This window comes from Flavobacterium sp. JP2137, from assembly GCF_050562195.1.
GTDB lineage: Bacteria > Bacteroidota > Bacteroidia > Flavobacteriales > Flavobacteriaceae > Flavobacterium.
Genome location: NZ_CP191647.1, coordinates 712,762 through 729,140 on the forward strand (window position 1 = coordinate 712,762; position 16,379 = coordinate 729,140).

The window sequence follows — 16,379 nt, forward strand, 5'->3', positions numbered from 1 at the left end:
ATTTATTTCTAGGGCCTTTTTTCATTAGGTCATTTCCGCAGAAAATACTACTTTCGACAAATGAAAGAAAGGGAAAAAATCAGTGTTTTTTGGTTTAGAAGAGACCTGCGCTTGGAAGACAATCACGGCTTGTACCGCGCCCTGCAATCGGGTTTCCCCCTGCTGCCGGTTTTTATCTTTGATCCGGAAATCCTCGAGCAATTCGAAGAAAAGCAAGACCGCAGAGTCGATTACTTTCATCAAGCCTTAGCCGACCTACACCGCGAACTGCAACTTCAGCAAACGGGCATTCGCTTTTTTCACCAGCAGGTACTGAAGTGTTTTGACCAACTCACGCGGGAATACGACGTCCAAGAGGTGTATTGCAATACCGATTATGAACCCGCTGCGCTAGCGCGAGATGCTGCCGTTCGACAATTTTTGTCGGACCGACAAATCGCCTTTAAAAACTACAAGGACCAGGTTATCTTTGAGGCCAATGAGATACTCAAAGCAGACCACACGCCTTATACGGTTTTTACCCCCTATTCCAAAAAGTGGTTGGAAAAGCTGCAACCGACGAACTACCAAGCCTACGATTCGCATTCCCTACAGGCCCATTTCTTAAAATGGCCGGCCCTAGCTATTCCCCCATTGTCCGATTTGGGCTTGGAGCAAACCGCCACCGTTTATAGCAAACCCGATTTGCAAAACGTCGACATCACCCAATTTGACCGCCTCCGCGAATTTCCGCATTTAGAGGCCACCTCCCATTTGGGCATTGCCCTGCGCTTTGGTACGATTTCGGTACGCGCTGCTGTTGCCTTGGCCGTTACCGCCAATGCCACCTGGCTTAAGGCCCTTATTTGGCGCGGATTTTTTATGCAGATTTTATTCCACTTCCCCCGAGTGGTAAACGGCAGTTTTAAAGTGAAGTACGACGCCATAAAGTGGCGAAATGACGAAGGGGATTTTGAAAAGTGGTGCTTGGGGCAAACGGGTTATCCCTTGGTCGATGCGGGCATGCGTCAGCTCAACCAAACCGGCAGCATGCACAACCGCGTTCGCATGGTGGTAGCGAGTTTTTTGACCAAACACCTGCTGATCGATTGGCGTTGGGGCGAGGCTTATTTCGCACAAAAATTGCTGGATTACGACTTGGCTGCCAACAACGGCAACTGGCAATGGGCCGCAGGCACGGGCTGCGATGCTGCACCCTACTTTCGCGTCTTTAACCCGCAGGCACAATGGGACAAATTCGACGCCGAAAACCGCTATGTTCAAAAGTGGCTGCCCGAGTGGAATACCACCGACTATCCCTTGCCCATAGTAGACCATCGCTTTGCCAGAGAACGCGCGCTAACGGCTTATAAAACAGCCTTAAAAGACGATTTCTAGGAGCGTGCCCTCGCCTTCTGCGCTTTCCAAAACAAATTCGCCCTGAATTTCCCCCACCCGTTCGGCTAGGTTTTTTAAACCCAAACCGCGCTTGGTCTTTTGAGTGTCAAAGCCGATACCGTCGTCGGAAATGCGCAGCTTGATTTTATCTTGCACTTTGAGAATCCAAATGCTGCAGTTTTTCGCGTGCGAATACTTGTTAACATTTTGCAAGGCCTCTTGCAGTATGCGGTACAGGTGCATTTTAACCGCGGTCGGAATCGATTCCCAGACGATACCGCGGTCGACAGACAATTCAAACCGAGTTCCAAATTCATTCTGCTGCAATTCGAGCAGTTTTTTGACCACCTCCTCAAAGGTCTGGTCCTTTAAGAACTGCTGACTGACCAATTTGTGCGAAATCGCACGGACTTCCTCTTCGGCCTTACACAGCTCTTGTACCAAGAGTTCCTTATTTGCCTCGGCCGTTGTTTCGAGTTGCATCAGGTTAAATCGCGTGGTAAAAATGCGGTTGACAATACCGTCGTGCAGCTCTTTTGCGATGCGGTTTCGCTCGTCCAACTTGGCATTTTGCGTTTTAAACTGCTGTTCGATCACCAATTGATAAATCTGTTGATTGGCATCTTGTTGCTTTTGCATCAACAACAATTGCTTGTTTCGCGAGCGCAAACGCAAGATTACCAGCAAAAACATCAATACCCCAACCACCAAAGCCGCGATCAGAGTAATGCGTCTATTGCGCTCTTTTAGCAATTCGTTCTTGTTGATCATCTCCTCGGTTTCGTAGGCGATACGCGCAAACTTATTTCGCGCTAAGCGTTCCGTGACCTGTATGTTATCGAGTATTCTCACGTATTCTACGGCAAAGCGCGCCTTGTTGCTCGCGTCGTGCTCCGCCAAAAAGCGCAGCGCTTCCTTCTGATCGTAATCGCTGTTAAAAGCCACGGCCAAATCGTAGGCATCGTGAAAGTATTTTAAAGCCGCTTCGGTCTGTCCGGTTTTGTGATAGTATTGACCGATAGTCAGCTTACTAACGACAACCTCTTGAGTCGAACCGGAATTTAGTCGTATCGCCTCGGCTTTTTTCAGTTGGGGCAATACGCCTATGGTATCGTTGTTCTTCATCCGAGAGAAATGCATATTGTTGAGCAAGGCCGAATAAAGCGCTGGATATTCCTCGTTGTCACCCACGATGTCCAATCCCATCTGATAGTAGGCGATGGCCTGCTCATAGTCGGTATTGACCTCGTACAAGCCGCCGAAATTATTGTATAGGGCTCCATAAGCCAGCTCCCAATCCTCTTGATTAAACACCCCTTCATCTTGCATTAGCTGCAGTTCGTTTTGGGTTAGTCGGTAATAATTCAGGGATTCTTCAAAGGATTTCAGTTCGCATAAAACCAAGCCCAACAGCTGATAACTCTCGTAAATCATCATGGGATTCTGCGCTCTGTTCACATAGCGCAGCACGCGAATAGTCTCTACTTCTGCTTCGGTATAAAAGCCAAAGTCGTATAAAATAGACGCCTTTCCCAACGCCATCTCCCCAATTTTAACCGAGTCGTTTAGGCTGCGGTACCATTTTCCCGCCTGTTGGTAAAAGAAATAAGTGCTGTCAAACTGCAGCTTATTTTCGTAATAACCTCCTAGAAATTCAAAACTGCGCGCCAAGCTCAACGAGTCCGACGCTTCTTTGGAATAGGTTCTCACGCGGTTCAACAGCTTTAAAAGGCGTTGCTCCTTTTCGTTTTTGTCGAACTTCGTGGCCAACTCCAGCAGGTAAACACGAGCGGTACAGCTGTTTTCCTCCTCCATGGCTCCGCGATACAAACTGTCTAGCACCCCCTCCTTAGCCGCAGCATCTAGGTTGCTAAAGTCAATTGTGCTCAAAACCTTACTGTCGATTGTGCGCTCCTTGACCCCGCGGTCACAAGAGATGCTCAAGGCCAATAAGACAAAAACGCCCAATAAATAATATCTAAAATTCATAACTGCTGTATCCATTCATTCTAGGACAAAAGTAAACATTAACCCCCAAATGGGCATCGGCAAAATAAACCGAATAAAAAGAGCGCTATAACCGCCTTGCAAACCCCAGCTGCACCCGAAAAAAGCGGCCAAACCCCAACCGACAAATAACTTTTGTTTTAAAGTGAATTCCATATTAATATAACTACCTTTATGGTGTCAAAAGACTTCTTTTACAATTAAGTCTGCCGATTGTATAATACCATTCAAAATAGAAACATGAATATCCTAATTGTAGATGACCACCCTTTGACTGTTGAAGGCTATCATTTTTCCCTTTCGAAACACCCTTTTTTTCAGAACAACACGATTTTTTCCAAGGCCTACGACTGCGAATCCGCCTATCACCTGATTCACAAATCCATCGAGCGCCAGCTGCCTTTTGATTTGGCCGTAATCGATTTGGGCTTGCCGCCCTTTGAAGAAAAAAACCTTAAAGACGGCACGTATTTAGCGCGTCATATCATGGAAATTTTACCCGACTGTAAAATTGCGATTATCACGGCACATACCGAGATCATCATCATTTACGACATCATTAAAAACACCCGTCCTCATGCCTTAATCGTCAAAAACGACATTACCCCTCATAACTTACCGCTCTTGCTAAACGACATCTTAGAGGGCAAACAGGTTCAGAGTGAAACGGTAAAAAAATGCAGTCAGGAAATCTGGAAGAAAGAATTGATGCTCGACGACAACAACCGATTAATCTTGTTGTACCTCTCCAAGGGAAACAAGCTCAACGACCTACACCTGTTGATTCCACTAGCACCCGCAACGCTGAAGAAACGAATCAACAAAATGAAAGAAGCCTTTAGCGTATCCGACACCAACTGCCTCATTCAGGAGGCTTTTAAACAGGGGTTTGTCTAAAATAAAAACTGGAAACCCGCTATCGAATATCGATGGCAAGTTCCCAGTTATCACTATGATCTTACGCCCTTATCTCTTTAGATAATCGCGTAAAACGTATTGGAGAATACCTCCGTTTTTATAGTATTCAATTTCGATCGCCGAATCAAAGCGCGCCAGCACTTCAAACTCGATTTTCTCACCCGATTTTTTCTCTGCCATAACTTTGATGCGCTTATGCGGTTTTAAGTCGGCTGCCAGTCCGGTAATCGTGATGGTTTCGGTTCCGTCTAATCCCAACGAAGGTGCGGTATCCGGCTTGATGAACTCCAAAGGAGCCACGCCCATACCGACCAAGTTACTGCGGTGTATCCGTTCAAAACTCTCGGATATCACGGCCTTTACTCCTAAGAGGAAGGTTCCTTTGGCCGCCCAATCTCGCGAAGACCCACTTCCGTATTCCTTACCTGCAAAAATGACTAAAGGCGTTCCGTCTGCTTGGTATTTCGCCGCCGTTTCAAAAACAGTCAACGATTCGCCCGTTGGCAGATAGGTGCTATAGCCTCCTTCGCGTTGCGCGATTTTATTTTTGATACGCACGTTGGCAAAGGTACCGCGCATCATGACCTCGTGATTTCCACGTCGCGATCCATAGGAGTTAAAATCACGGGGTTCCACACCCTGTGACATCAGGTATTTACCCGCTGCCGATTCTTGGTTAAACGAACCCGCTGGCGAAATGTGGTCGGTGGTTACCGAATCCCCTAAGTACAACAACACCCGTGCTTTAATAATATCCGTTGTCGGCAATACCTCCTCGGAGATGTTTTCAAAAAACGGTGCTTCGCGAACATAGGTCGAATTGGGATTCCACTCGAATTTCTGCCCTAACGGAGCCGCTAAATCCTTCCAATCTTGCTCTCCCTCGAAAATAACGCCGTAAACCTCATCGAAATCCTCTTTCTTCATCGCGGTACTGATCACTTCGTTGATCTCTTCTTGCGTTGGCCAAATATCGCGCAGATAAACCGGTTCTCCATTTGGATCGTAGTCCAAAGGATCGTTGATCAGGTCGATATCCACCCGTCCCACTAAGGCATAGGCTACGACCAACATCGGCGACATCAGAAAGTTCATCTTGACCTGTGAGTGTACCCGAGCTTCGAAGTTTCTATTGCCCGACAATACCGAAGCCACGACTAAGTCTTCCTTATCTACGGCCTCGGCTATATGCGGAGGTAAAGGACCGCTGTTTCCAATACAGGAAGTACAGCCATAGCCCACGGTGTGAAAGCGCAGGGCTTCCAAATCTTCGGACAAGCCCGAACGCTCCAAATACTTGGTGACCACCTTGGAACCCGGTGCCAAACTGGTTTTGACCCACGACTTGGTGCGCAAGCCCCGTTCAATAGCCTTTCGAGCCACCAATCCGGCGCCAATCATCACATCGGGATTCGACGTATTGGTACAACTGGTAATCGCCGCTATGACAATGCTACCATCGCTTAATATATATTCCTTGTTCTTTAATTTGATACGCACCGAGCGCAGGGTATCGGAGGCGACCTCTATATCCGTAGCTCGCGATGGAATCGGATTGTCCTCAAAGCGGAATTCCGTACCCGAACCACCTTCTTCCAGCCAGGTATGCTCGCGCCGCTCTTTTACCGATACATAGGTTCGGTTGTGCTCTTCTTCCAACAATTGGGAAAAAGTCTGGGCCAAATCCTTTACATATATCTTGTCTTGCGGACGCTTTGGTCCCGCAATAGTAGGTATAAGCGTATCCAGGTTTAATTCCAGTACATGTGAGTACTCAATTTTATCCTCGTCTACACGCCACAACAAGTTTTCCTTGCAATACGTTTCCACCAATTGAACCTGCTCTTCGGAGCGATTGGTTTTGCGCATATAGTTTAGGGTTTGGTTGTCGATGGGAAAATACGTTACCGTACACCCAAACTCCGGCGACATATTGGAAATGGTTGCCCGATCCGTTACGGATAAGTGATCGAGTCCCTCGCCAAATACCTCCACAAACTTTCCGACAACGCCGTGATCGCGCAGCAATTTGGTAATGGTCAAAACCATATCCGTAGCCGTGGATCCCTGCGGAATTTTTCCGGTGAGTTTTAAACCCACCACTTCCGGACAGGTAAAGTAAATAGGCTGACCCAACATGGCGGCCTCGGCTTCAATACCACCTACTCCCCATGCAATAACCCCGATACCGTTTACCATAGGGGTGTGTGAATCCGTTCCGACCAAGGTATCCGGAAATGCCCAGCCGTCTCTTTTAATCACGCCCTGAGCCAAATACTCCAGGTTTACCTGATGGCAAATTCCCATCCCCGGCGGTACCACGGTAAAGTTATTCATGCCTTGTTGTCCCCATTTGAGCAATTCGTAGCGCTCGGAGTTTCTCTCGTATTCCTTTTCGACGTTTTTCTCATAGGAGTAATCCGTACCGAAGAAATCTACTTGAACCGAGTGGTCGATTACCAAATCCACCGGTATGGCCGGATTGATTTTATTTCCATCCTTGCCTTTTCTAATAAATTCGTCGCGCAAAGACGCCATGTCGACCACAGCGGGAACACCGGTAAAGTCTTGCATCAACACTCGAGCGGGTTTAAAGGGAATATCTTTATCGGTTCCCTTAGGGTCCCAATATATCAGCGTATCTAGATGTTCATCTGTAACCACGAAACCATCGTGATTTCTCAAGACATTTTCCAATAAAATCCGTATGGAAAAGGGCAATTTTGAAATCGGTTTTCCCTCTTCTTGCAGTTTCCGTAAAGAAGCTATTTTGTAATCCATAATTTGTTCGTTTTTTTGTTCCCCCTAATTTACAAAACAAAGTCGATCAATGCCTTATATTTTAAAATTATTGTGAAAAGCTTTAGGAAACGACCTTGAATTTCAAAAAACAACAATATAGTCCGCCTAAAAACTCGGCTTTTATAAAGGAATTTGCTCCAAGGCAAAAAATGCTACTTAAACGGCCGCAGTCTCGCCAGTAAAAGAAGCTTAACACACTAAGGACTACGACCTCAGATACCGCTATCGTTCTCGTACCGCTGCTCCATTGCCGAAGAGCAGTTGTTGGATTTCAGCATAGGTCTGCGGTTCAAATGTGGTGAGTTTTTTATCCTGTATAACAAAGATCTGCTGACAGTGTGCGTATAAAATATCGATGATGTGTGAAGAGATGATGATAATGCTGCTTTGGGCGATTTCCAACAATTGTTGCATCAATAGATAATTGGACTCCAAATCCAATCCATTAAAGGGCTCGTCTAAGAGATAAACGGCATACTCCTTTTGAAAAACGGCATTGAGGTATACCTTCTTCTTCATACCCGTAGAAAACTCCTTGATCAGCTTATCCATGGGCACTGGGAACAGTCCTTGTTCAGTTTCCTTTTCCACACCTAAGAGGTGGGCGTAAAAATCGGTGAATTCCCCTGCGGTCAGCTCGTCGTAAACAGGCGGTTCTGCCGGACACCAAGCGAGGTTTTGCAAATTCGTTTCTCGACCGTTGAGCAAGCACTTGCCCGCGTATTTCTCCAACCCAAGCACACAGCGAAACAGAGTGGTTTTTCCCTGTCCGTTTTTTCCGACGAGTCCATAGATTCCCGGCTGATTCAACTGTAGGTCGATGTTTTCCAGCACCCGATCAGCACCGTAATTCTTTTCGATAATCTGGATGTTTAGCATGGTTTTAGAACTCGAAGGTTGTTAATAGCTTTTTGATAGAGAAAAGGCAGGGCAATTAATGGCAGTCCAAAGGTAGTCATGGACAAGCTTATAAAAAACACCCAAAAGAGTTGTTGCAGCAAGGGGTTGTGAAAAAACACATATTTCAAGATGACGTTGAGCACCACAGCACACAAGGGCAAGAGCAAGAGGTACAACCAACTCCAAAAAGAGAATAGCAGCAGGGTTAATGCCAAGGGAATTAAGAAAAAACCAATATGAATAACCTGGGTATATACCTGAATGCGCAAATAACTTTTAGCATCCCCTACCGATCGCTTCACCTCTTCTTCCCGCTCTCTTTGGAAACTGGGAATACACCCCAACAGTGTTATCAACAGCAAGACTCCCAAGATAAGTTGTTCGTTTTCATAGCGCTTGGCCAAATAAATACCCCCTACACAAAAGGGTAGGGCGAAAAACAATTTGTATTTGCGAAACGACATGGTCCAAAATGGATCGGTCATTCGAAACGGAGAACGCAGGGTTTTAAAGCTTCTTTTGGGAAGGCTGATAAGGCCGAAAATAAAAACGGCCACCGCCAATGCCGCCAACCATTCGCCCTTTAAGAGCAGCACTGCGTAAATCGGCAGCGTGTAAAATCCGTATTCTAAAAAGAGGAGCCCTTTATATCCCCTCTTCAGCTTTAACAGTTCCATGTCGGTTCTGTTCCAATGGTACAAGACCACCTCCAACACAAAAACCACGCAGTAGTATTTGAGTGCCTCAAAATTAGTAAAAATCACATACGCCACTAGTGCATACGCCAGCAACGTCAAGCCCATAGCCATATAATCGCCCTTGGAAAAGATTTTCCGAAAGCGAACGGTTGCCAAATACATCAAGTTCTTATACATCTATAGTGCGATTCCGTTGTTTTGTGGCAAGCCCGTCAAAAGCAGTACCTTAACAACGGTCAAATTAAACCCTTTTTTAATGGACCTGCGGTATTTTCACACTTTTTTTTTATCTTTCCCCTACATAAGAAATCTTCTACACCCCTTTTCAAGTCAACATAAACCCTTTACTAGTAAGAACCGTATTTCTATGCCTAAACGCTACCTCATCATACAGCCGCCCCTATCGGACAAATACACTTTTTTAGTCGATTATATATCCGAAAACCAAAGCTATGGCTGGGCCACGGATATTCAAAAAATCAATTACAACCGAAAAATTCTCGGTGATGCATTTAACATCGACGTCAAGATCAGTTTGTTGCTCAGTGAGGCTGAAGGAAGTACTTTTGTCTTTGGTTTGGGGTATTTTGTGGCGGTTTTGGAACTGCAGAACGATGAACAGGAGGGGCGCATGACTTTTTACCATTGCTTGGTCGATATCGTGCGCTCGGATTTACTCGAATTGTTTTCCAGGCGGTATTCGAATTCCATAGCGGTAAAATGGCTGGAGGTATACGACTACATCATGCAAAACCTAACTCCGGAACGAGACAGCGTACAGCTCCTTAAGCCCGAAGAGTAGGGCGGCACGCTTTTCGGTTTATTTTGAAGGTTTTTTTAACTATCTTGGGGTTCAAATTAGATTTAACGCCAATATTCATGAACAAATTATTCTATATACTGAGCATCAGCTTACTATTGGCTGGATGTAAAGGGGCTAAAAACACTTTTTTACTCGATGAAGCACTGGCGCGCAAATCCAAAACCAGCTTGGTTATTTTAAACGAACACAGCAAAAACGCCCAGGCATTTGAAACGGTTTTTATCAAGGGAAACGCCAATTACGCCTCTGAAAGTCAGAGCGAAAAAGCGACTATAGAAATACAAATCGAGAAAGACAAACAAATCTATATCAACATCCGATACAAGGGAATTTCTGTTGCCAAGGCACTGATTACGCCCGATCAGGTGCGCTATTACGAAAAGCTCAATCGCGGGTATGCCGAAGGCGATTTCGGACTCCTCAGTCGACTATTGGGCAAAGACATCACTTACAATCACCTGCAAAACATCCTTTTGGGACAGGTTTTGGACAGCGAAGCCGGTGACGATATGACCGCGAGCATACAAGGAGGCTTACACAAACTGAGTCCCGTGGATAAAACGACGGTGCAGTCGACCTATTTTTTTGAAGACAAAAGCACCCTGTTAAAGAAAGAAGAAATCACCAGTCCACAAAGCGATCACAAGGTGACCATTTCCTACCCCAAATATCAAAAAGTGAACAATTACGTGTTGCCTACCGGTATCAATATCAACGCCGCACTCGAAAAAACGACTCAGGTTAAAATCAGTTACGACAAGGTGACGTTCAACGAGGCGCTGTCGATAAAATACAAAGTCCCGGACGATTATAAACTCTTAAACTCCGCATTGAATTAATAGCCTATTGCTCCAAATTAAACGGAGCAGAAAATGCTCATTAGCTGTTTGCGGTGGTAAAAACACAGCATCTAAAAAACAAAGTAATTTATTGTTTAATTACTATGGGCAATGTTGCTTTAAATTGTTGTAGTCTTCTAAAACAGTGTAATCGAATTCAACGTCCAATTCCATTGCTTTTTTTAAATCATCACAGGCTAAATTCTCATTGCCCATCTTCAAGTGGATGACTGCCCGACTGAAAATCGCTAAATTAAAGTCACCTTTTAAACCTATAGATTTTGATAAATCGGAAAGCGCTTTTTCAAATTCTCCCGTCGCTTCAAAAATCTTCGAACGGTCATAGTAAATCATATATGCTTGAGGTATTTTGGAATATTCTGCCAAAATATCTTCAAAATTCACCAGGGCCTCGTCATATAGTTTCAATGTACTATTCACCTGTACCATAGTACTTAAATACTCCAAGTTATTCGGTTCCATTTTTAATTGTACTTGCAAATCATCCTTTGCTTCTTTGAATTTTCCCTCCGCCATATACGCTTTCGCTCTACCGAAAAACACCGATGGATACTCGATATTGCGTTCTGAAATAAGGGTAAAATCAGCAATTGCTTTTGTAAAATCACCCGCTGCAAAATAGGCATTCGCTCTCATGAATAGAACGTTCAAATCGCCTCCTTTACCTATAGCTTTGGTAAAGTCGCTGATTGCTGGTTTATATTTCTTTTGGCCGAGATACGCCATCCCTCTGTTGAAGTACATTTTATGAGAATTCGGTTCTAATTTTATCGATTCATCAAAAAGCTTAAACGCTTGTTCCGGGTCATCATTTTTCAGAGCCGCAACCCCTTGCACGCTCAAATCCTGCGCAACGGTTTGAGCAAAAAGCGTTGTAGTGGCCACAAACAAAATCCACAATAAAAAAAATCTTTTCATAAATCTGCCATTTTAAAATAGTTAAATTAGCTATAAATCAGGATTATACCTACTTAAGCAAGTAAAAATACATCAAATTTAGCTAATTTCAATACATAGTACCTTAAAAATGCGCTCCTAAGAACGACTGCTATATTCTAGAATATAACCTCGTAGCAAAAGTCGTTTAAGCGTATTTCAATCAAGTAGCTCCAGAGCAGCAGCTAGCAGCAGCTTGAATTGGCCGATAAACTATTGCCTTGCTTTGCTTTTGGCTGTGGTGCAACACCACAAGCGTCCTCGGCCAAACAAGCGGTGATCGTAGGAATCAATAAAAAATGGCTGCCGTTAAATTGCAAGTGGTACTTTCCTATGGTCTTAGTACCCTGTACCTCCACTTCTATGTCGGCATCTTCGATATCGAGTTCCTTCTCCGAGCGCTGAATAATACCCAGCAGTTTCCCCGCCTTTAAACGGTGGTCAAAATCATTGGCATCCCAAAGCTGAAAACCCACTTTTTTCTCGCGTCGAATCACGCCGCCACAGTCGATATACGCCTTGGTGATTTGTCCCACTTCGGTTACGTGAAAGTGCTCCTTGACAAAACTGCCGTCTTCAAACTGAAAATCCACCCGCTCCAAACCCGCTAAGGCCTTTTTTACTTCTGATAATTTCATAGTATACTGATTTAATTACACATCGTAATATTGCGATATTGATTTATAAAAAAACGCTAGCAGCAATCGCTGTTGCCCGCGCTAACATCTCGATTGAAAAACTGACCAAAAGCCCTGTAAAACTCTTGCCACACCTCCGGGTCGATGCAGTAGCAAATCGACTTGCCCTCCACGGTGCCCTTGAGGAGTCCGCAATTCTTTAGTTCCTTTAAATGTTGGGAAACCGTCGCTTGCGCCAAGCCCAATTCAACGACTAAATCGCCGCAAATACAAGCTCTTTCGTCTATGATGTGTTGCAGTATCGCCAGACGCGCCGGATGCGCCAATACCTTAAACATATCCGCCAGGCTGTTCTTCTTTTGACTAAAGAGTTCCGATTTCGTGATTCCCATTTCCCTATTGGTTAAATTTCATATCGCAATATTACGATAACAAAAAAGAATAGTCAAGCAAAAAGAGTCTTTTTTGTAATTACCAATCCTGGATGCCGCAATAACGACCGTGATTTCGACACAGCACGAAACTGCTACGCGCAGCAGCACCCTTAACAGGTCCATTTCAGCGATTAACGAACGCTACCATAGCTTTAAAAGTTTTGGCAACAACTATCCGGCAGGGCTATCCGTCACAGCCTGCAATAAAATTATATTCCACATTTATAATCAACAAAAATCATCCCAAATAAATCATTATCCCCTATTATTTGAAGGTAAACAACCAAAAATACACAAAAACAAATTTATCTATTTTTATCTAGTCTAAATAAATGTATATTTGTAGTGGGAAATAATTTTTATCTCCAGATATGAAGAAGTCTAACTAAAAACCAAAGAATGAAAAAATTAAACTACGCTATTTTACTGCTGATTGCCCTGCTTGGATGGAATCACCAAGTCCGTGCGCAACAGTTTACCCGAGCTTCCGAAACCGAGCTCGAAGGAGCCTTTTACGGCGACTGCGCCGCGATTGCCCTCGACAACAGCGGCTATCCCGGACTGATTATTTCCGGAGCCCTCCTCGGTTACCAAACCGGACATACCGCGCTCTATCAGAACGAACTAGGGCGGTATACGCCCTTGGAACAGCTCTTTACTTCAATCATGTATTCCTCCATAGCTACGGGCGACCTCAACGGCGATGGCTTTGAGGATTTCGCCATTATGGGTACCAAAAACGACGGTAGTAGCCCGGTGGAAGCCGTATTTGAAATTTACTACAACAACGGCGACAACACTTTTGTCCGAAAAGACAATACCGGTATCGCAGCGGCCAATTTTGGATCGTTAAAAATCGCCGACCTCAACGGCGATGGCTTGCCCGATTTGTTTGTCAACGGCAACAGCGGATCGACTTATATCTCCAAAATCTATTTTCAGGATGCTGAGGGAAACTTTAGCGAATCCGACAACGCCTTAACCGGTACTTATTTCAGTGCCTCATCCCTTTTTGATGCCGATGGAGACGGACTTGTAGACATCTTAGTCACCGGATTCGACACCGCGTACAAACCCAGTGCCACGCTGTATCTCAATCGCGGCAACGGCATTTTTGAAGCCCACGACAGCGGTATTGCTGGCGTGTACTTTTCGTCTGTAGACGCCAAGGACTTTGACGGCGATGGCAGCATAGATGTACTGGTATCCGGTATGAATACCGCCTATGCGGCCAGCCTAAGCCTCTACCTCAACGACGGCAACGGCAACTTTACACCGTCGCCCCACAATTTTTCCGGTACCTATACGGGATCATCTTCCCTAGTAGATTACAACAACGACGGCCACCTTGACATCTTCTCCATGGGTACCGGGGCACAGGGTCAAAACCTCACGCTCTTTTACAAAAACGATGGAAGCGGCGATTTTGTTGAAGACCTCGCCAGTGCCGCGGCCGTCCAAGCCTTAAACATGAGTAAGGCCCAATGGCTCGACTACAACATCGACGGCCTGCCTGACCTCATAACCATGGGCTATACCGGAGACCGTGCATTAACCGCCTTATACCTCAATACCAATCGGGAAAATCAGGCCATCGAAAGCGTCGCCATCAGCACGGAAAACGATGTGGAACCGGAAATTTCCACGGAAAACGGCAGCCTGCAATTGACCGCTGTCGTGAATCCCAACAATGCCGTACAAACCGTTATTTGGACGATCGAATCCGGCAGTGACCTGGCAACGATCAATCAAAGTGGACGCATTACCGCTACGGCCAGCGGAACGGTAAACGCACGCGCTACTTCCGCCGTAGATGCTTCCAAATACGCAGAACTCGAAGTACTGATACACAGCAGCGCTCCTACCGACCCTTACTGTAGGGTAACCGTAGATTACGAGGTGGAACCCATTACCTTAGTCCGCTTGGCGGACCTCGAAAACACGAGCTCCCCCACCATAAATGGAAGTCCTGCCTACGAAGATTTTACAGCCTTAATCGCCCATGTTGAACGCGGGGAAACCTACACCCTCACCGTAAAGGGAAATACGGCTGGAAATTTCGAAAATGACATCCGCGTGTTTATCGACTGGAATCAGGACACGGTGTTTGACATGCATAGTGAATACTACAGCGTGTCGCTAATGCCCTCGAGTGGAACGGATTTCGTTGAAGCGACGATCAGCCTGAGCATTCCACAAAATGCCCTAGAGGGACAAACGCGTATGCGAATCGTCAAAGACCAATGGAACATTTATGAAGCGGGTGACTTCGATGCTTGTACCGACGCCTATTACGGGCAAATTGCGGATTATACCCTGAGTATTACCGCTGCGGTAGCAGTAGAAAACGTGTTCGTAACCACCGCCAATCACCAAGATCCGGAGATTACGCTTCCCAACGGAACCCTCCAACTGTACGCGATGATTAGTCCGCAAGAAGTTAATCAAGGGGTTACATGGTCCGTTATCCAAGGACAGTCATTGGCCACCGTCGACCAAAACGGACTGGTTACCGCTATTACCAACGGTACGATACGCGTACGCGCCAACTCTGTAAAAGATCCAAGCAAATACGACGAAATCGAAATCACTATACAGTTTACACTCGGCATACGCGATTTTAATACCAGCGCCCTACAGTACTATCCCAATCCGGTAACGGATGTGCTACATATCGACTCGGACTCGGAAATTACCCGTATACAGGTGTTTAATATGCTCGGACAACGCCTCCTGGAAAAGAGCACTTCCGACAAACAAACGCACATCGACTTGTCCGAAATTCCCGCGGGAACCTATAGCGTTCGAATCACTTCGAACTCGGCACAAAAAACGATTAAAATAATCAAAAACTAACTCCCCATTCCAACGGAATACCTCGGAGAAACTCCACAGTCCTGAGCCTAAAAAACTCAGGGCTTTTTTGTTTAAACAAACGAGGAATCCGGGAAGTCGAATTGGATATTATTAAATTGTGGTTTTGTGTTGGTTTGCGCTATACCTGCAAAATATATCGTTTTGCACAATGCGTGCAAAAACGTCGGTTTATTAAATAACGAATGAGCTCAAGTGACCCATCATTTCCATGGTACATTCCGCGCATTGTTTAGTTTGAATATCTTTTCAATAAATGTCTTATTGGCACTATCCCTATACGGGAAAATTGGATTGAGAAACATCAAAATTATAAACCTCCTATTTGTTCTTCAATATTCGAAGCACCCATTCCCTTTGCAGAAAGGCAATCAACAACGTTTTCGCGACCCTCTACCTTTTTTTGCTCAGGGATAAGCATAGGGTTAAAACTCGCGTCACCGCCCCTAGAAACTTGAATTTCACTCGCCCTATAACCGGCTTTAATGGTCTTATTACCCATAATGGTTTGTTGACAAAGACCAGGCTTTTATAGTCTAATGAGCATCTAGCTTTTTTTCAATTCCTCGCTTTTGCAGGTCTTTTAGCACGTCATGGAGTTCTTCTACAGTTTGAAACTATTTAAAAACTCCTCTGAAATGCGATCAATCGATTTCAAAACTGTATAAAATATAAATATAAAAAAAATGACTTGGTCTTTTTCTGACCCAAGTCATTTTTAACTACTTAGATAGATTTTTTGGATAGTGTCAAATATGTTTTTCACAATTTCAATTGCTTTTTTCAAAGAAGGAATGTCAAACTGAACGATGATTTCACGTGGAGTATAGGCTTCCCTCAAAACCAAATGCTGCAAGGTCATGGAATCGCTAAAGGAAATGAGGCTTTTTCTCCCGAATTAATCGATCATATTTTTCAGCTTATTTATTTTGCTCCTTCTATGGGACAAGCCTTACAGTATGTTAATGGAAGTGAGGAAAATGGGAAATAAAGCATATTGAGGTCAGTCGAGAAAAAGTATAAAAAACAAGGTTAAAGATAAAATCTATCGAAATCAAAACAGTGTTAATAAAAAAATTTGCATTACTATTTTATTTATATTTAACACTTGT

At 44.7% G+C, this 16,379-nt stretch carries 14 protein-coding genes; 6 read left to right on the top strand and 8 right to left on the bottom strand.

Annotation, left to right across the window (positions count from 1 at the left end; translation table 11 throughout):
• Positions 1-60 precede the first annotated feature (60 nt).
• The gene (locus ACQZ43_RS03150) at positions 61-1,377 is read left to right on the top strand and encodes a cryptochrome/photolyase family protein (RefSeq protein WP_430614422.1); all 1,317 of its coding nucleotides are present in this window, start codon (positions 61-63) and stop codon (positions 1,375-1,377) included.
• Here the strand turns inward: ACQZ43_RS03150 and ACQZ43_RS03155 are convergent.
• A complete protein-coding gene (locus tag ACQZ43_RS03155) occupies positions 1,360-3,381 on the bottom strand; it encodes an ATP-binding protein (RefSeq protein WP_430614423.1) in 2,022 nt (673 codons plus the stop codon). The two genes, ACQZ43_RS03150 and ACQZ43_RS03155, sit on opposite strands and share 18 nt — an antisense overlap.
• 243 nt (positions 3,382-3,624) lie before the next feature.
• Between ACQZ43_RS03155 and ACQZ43_RS03160 the strand changes: the two genes are divergently transcribed.
• Positions 3,625-4,281 carry a DNA-binding response regulator gene (locus ACQZ43_RS03160; RefSeq protein ID WP_430614424.1) on the top strand — a complete coding sequence of 219 codons (657 nt, stop codon included), beginning with the start codon at positions 3,625-3,627 and terminating at the stop codon, positions 4,279-4,281.
• A 69-nt stretch (positions 4,282-4,350) separates the two neighbouring features.
• Here ACQZ43_RS03160 and acnA read toward each other — a convergent pair whose 3' ends face one another.
• From acnA to ACQZ43_RS03175, 3 genes are all read right to left on the bottom strand, one after another.
• Entirely contained in the window at positions 4,351-7,086 is a 2,736-nt protein-coding gene (gene acnA, locus ACQZ43_RS03165) for an aconitate hydratase AcnA (protein ID WP_430615577.1), read from the bottom strand.
• Between the two features lie 240 nt (positions 7,087-7,326).
• Positions 7,327-7,983: an ATP-binding cassette domain-containing protein gene (locus ACQZ43_RS03170; protein ID WP_430614425.1), complete on the bottom strand. Its 657-nt coding sequence runs from the start codon at positions 7,981-7,983 to the stop codon at positions 7,327-7,329.
• A complete protein-coding gene (locus ACQZ43_RS03175) occupies positions 7,977-8,879 on the bottom strand; it encodes a hypothetical protein (RefSeq protein WP_430614426.1) in 903 nt (300 codons plus the stop codon). The genes ACQZ43_RS03170 and ACQZ43_RS03175 overlap by 7 nt, the downstream gene beginning before the upstream one ends.
• Positions 8,880-9,069: 190 nt before the next feature.
• Here ACQZ43_RS03175 and ACQZ43_RS03180 point away from each other — a divergent pair, with 190 nt between their 5' ends.
• Positions 9,070-9,504: a hypothetical protein gene (locus tag ACQZ43_RS03180; RefSeq protein ID WP_430614427.1), complete on the top strand. Its 435-nt coding sequence runs from the start codon at positions 9,070-9,072 to the stop codon at positions 9,502-9,504.
• A 77-nt stretch (positions 9,505-9,581) separates the two neighbouring features.
• On the top strand, positions 9,582-10,364 hold the full coding sequence (locus tag ACQZ43_RS03185) for a DUF4292 domain-containing protein (protein WP_430614428.1): 783 nt from the start codon (positions 9,582-9,584) through the stop codon (positions 10,362-10,364).
• Between the two features lie 102 nt (positions 10,365-10,466).
• Here the strand turns inward: ACQZ43_RS03185 and ACQZ43_RS03190 are convergent, their stop codons facing one another.
• From ACQZ43_RS03190 to ACQZ43_RS03200, 3 genes are all read right to left on the bottom strand, one after another.
• Positions 10,467-11,303, bottom strand: coding sequence for a tetratricopeptide repeat protein (locus ACQZ43_RS03190; protein WP_430614429.1), 837 nt, complete (start codon positions 11,301-11,303; stop codon positions 10,467-10,469).
• A 203-nt stretch (positions 11,304-11,506) separates the two neighbouring features.
• Positions 11,507-11,959 carry a DUF6428 family protein gene (locus tag ACQZ43_RS03195; protein ID WP_430614430.1) on the bottom strand — a complete coding sequence of 151 codons (453 nt, stop codon included), beginning with the start codon at positions 11,957-11,959 and terminating at the stop codon, positions 11,507-11,509.
• Positions 11,960-12,015: 56 nt separating this feature from the next.
• On the bottom strand, positions 12,016-12,351 hold the full coding sequence (locus ACQZ43_RS03200; RefSeq protein ID WP_430614432.1) for an ArsR/SmtB family transcription factor: 336 nt from the start codon (positions 12,349-12,351) through the stop codon (positions 12,016-12,018).
• Between the two features lie 441 nt (positions 12,352-12,792).
• Here ACQZ43_RS03200 and ACQZ43_RS03205 point away from each other — a divergent pair, with 441 nt between their 5' ends.
• On the top strand, positions 12,793-15,249 hold the full coding sequence (locus ACQZ43_RS03205) for an FG-GAP-like repeat-containing protein (protein ID WP_430614433.1): 2,457 nt from the start codon (positions 12,793-12,795) through the stop codon (positions 15,247-15,249).
• 328 nt (positions 15,250-15,577) lie between these two features.
• On the opposite strand, the gene ACQZ43_RS03210 is transcribed toward ACQZ43_RS03205, so the two are convergent.
• Positions 15,578-15,769 carry a hypothetical protein gene (locus tag ACQZ43_RS03210; RefSeq protein WP_430614434.1) on the bottom strand — a complete coding sequence of 64 codons (192 nt, stop codon included), beginning with the start codon at positions 15,767-15,769 and terminating at the stop codon, positions 15,578-15,580.
• A 345-nt stretch (positions 15,770-16,114) separates the two neighbouring features.
• On the opposite strand from ACQZ43_RS03210, the gene ACQZ43_RS03215 reads away from it, so the two are divergent.
• Positions 16,115-16,258 carry a hypothetical protein gene (locus ACQZ43_RS03215; protein ID WP_430614435.1) on the top strand — a complete coding sequence of 48 codons (144 nt, stop codon included), beginning with the start codon at positions 16,115-16,117 and terminating at the stop codon, positions 16,256-16,258.
• Positions 16,259-16,379 lie beyond the last annotated feature (121 nt).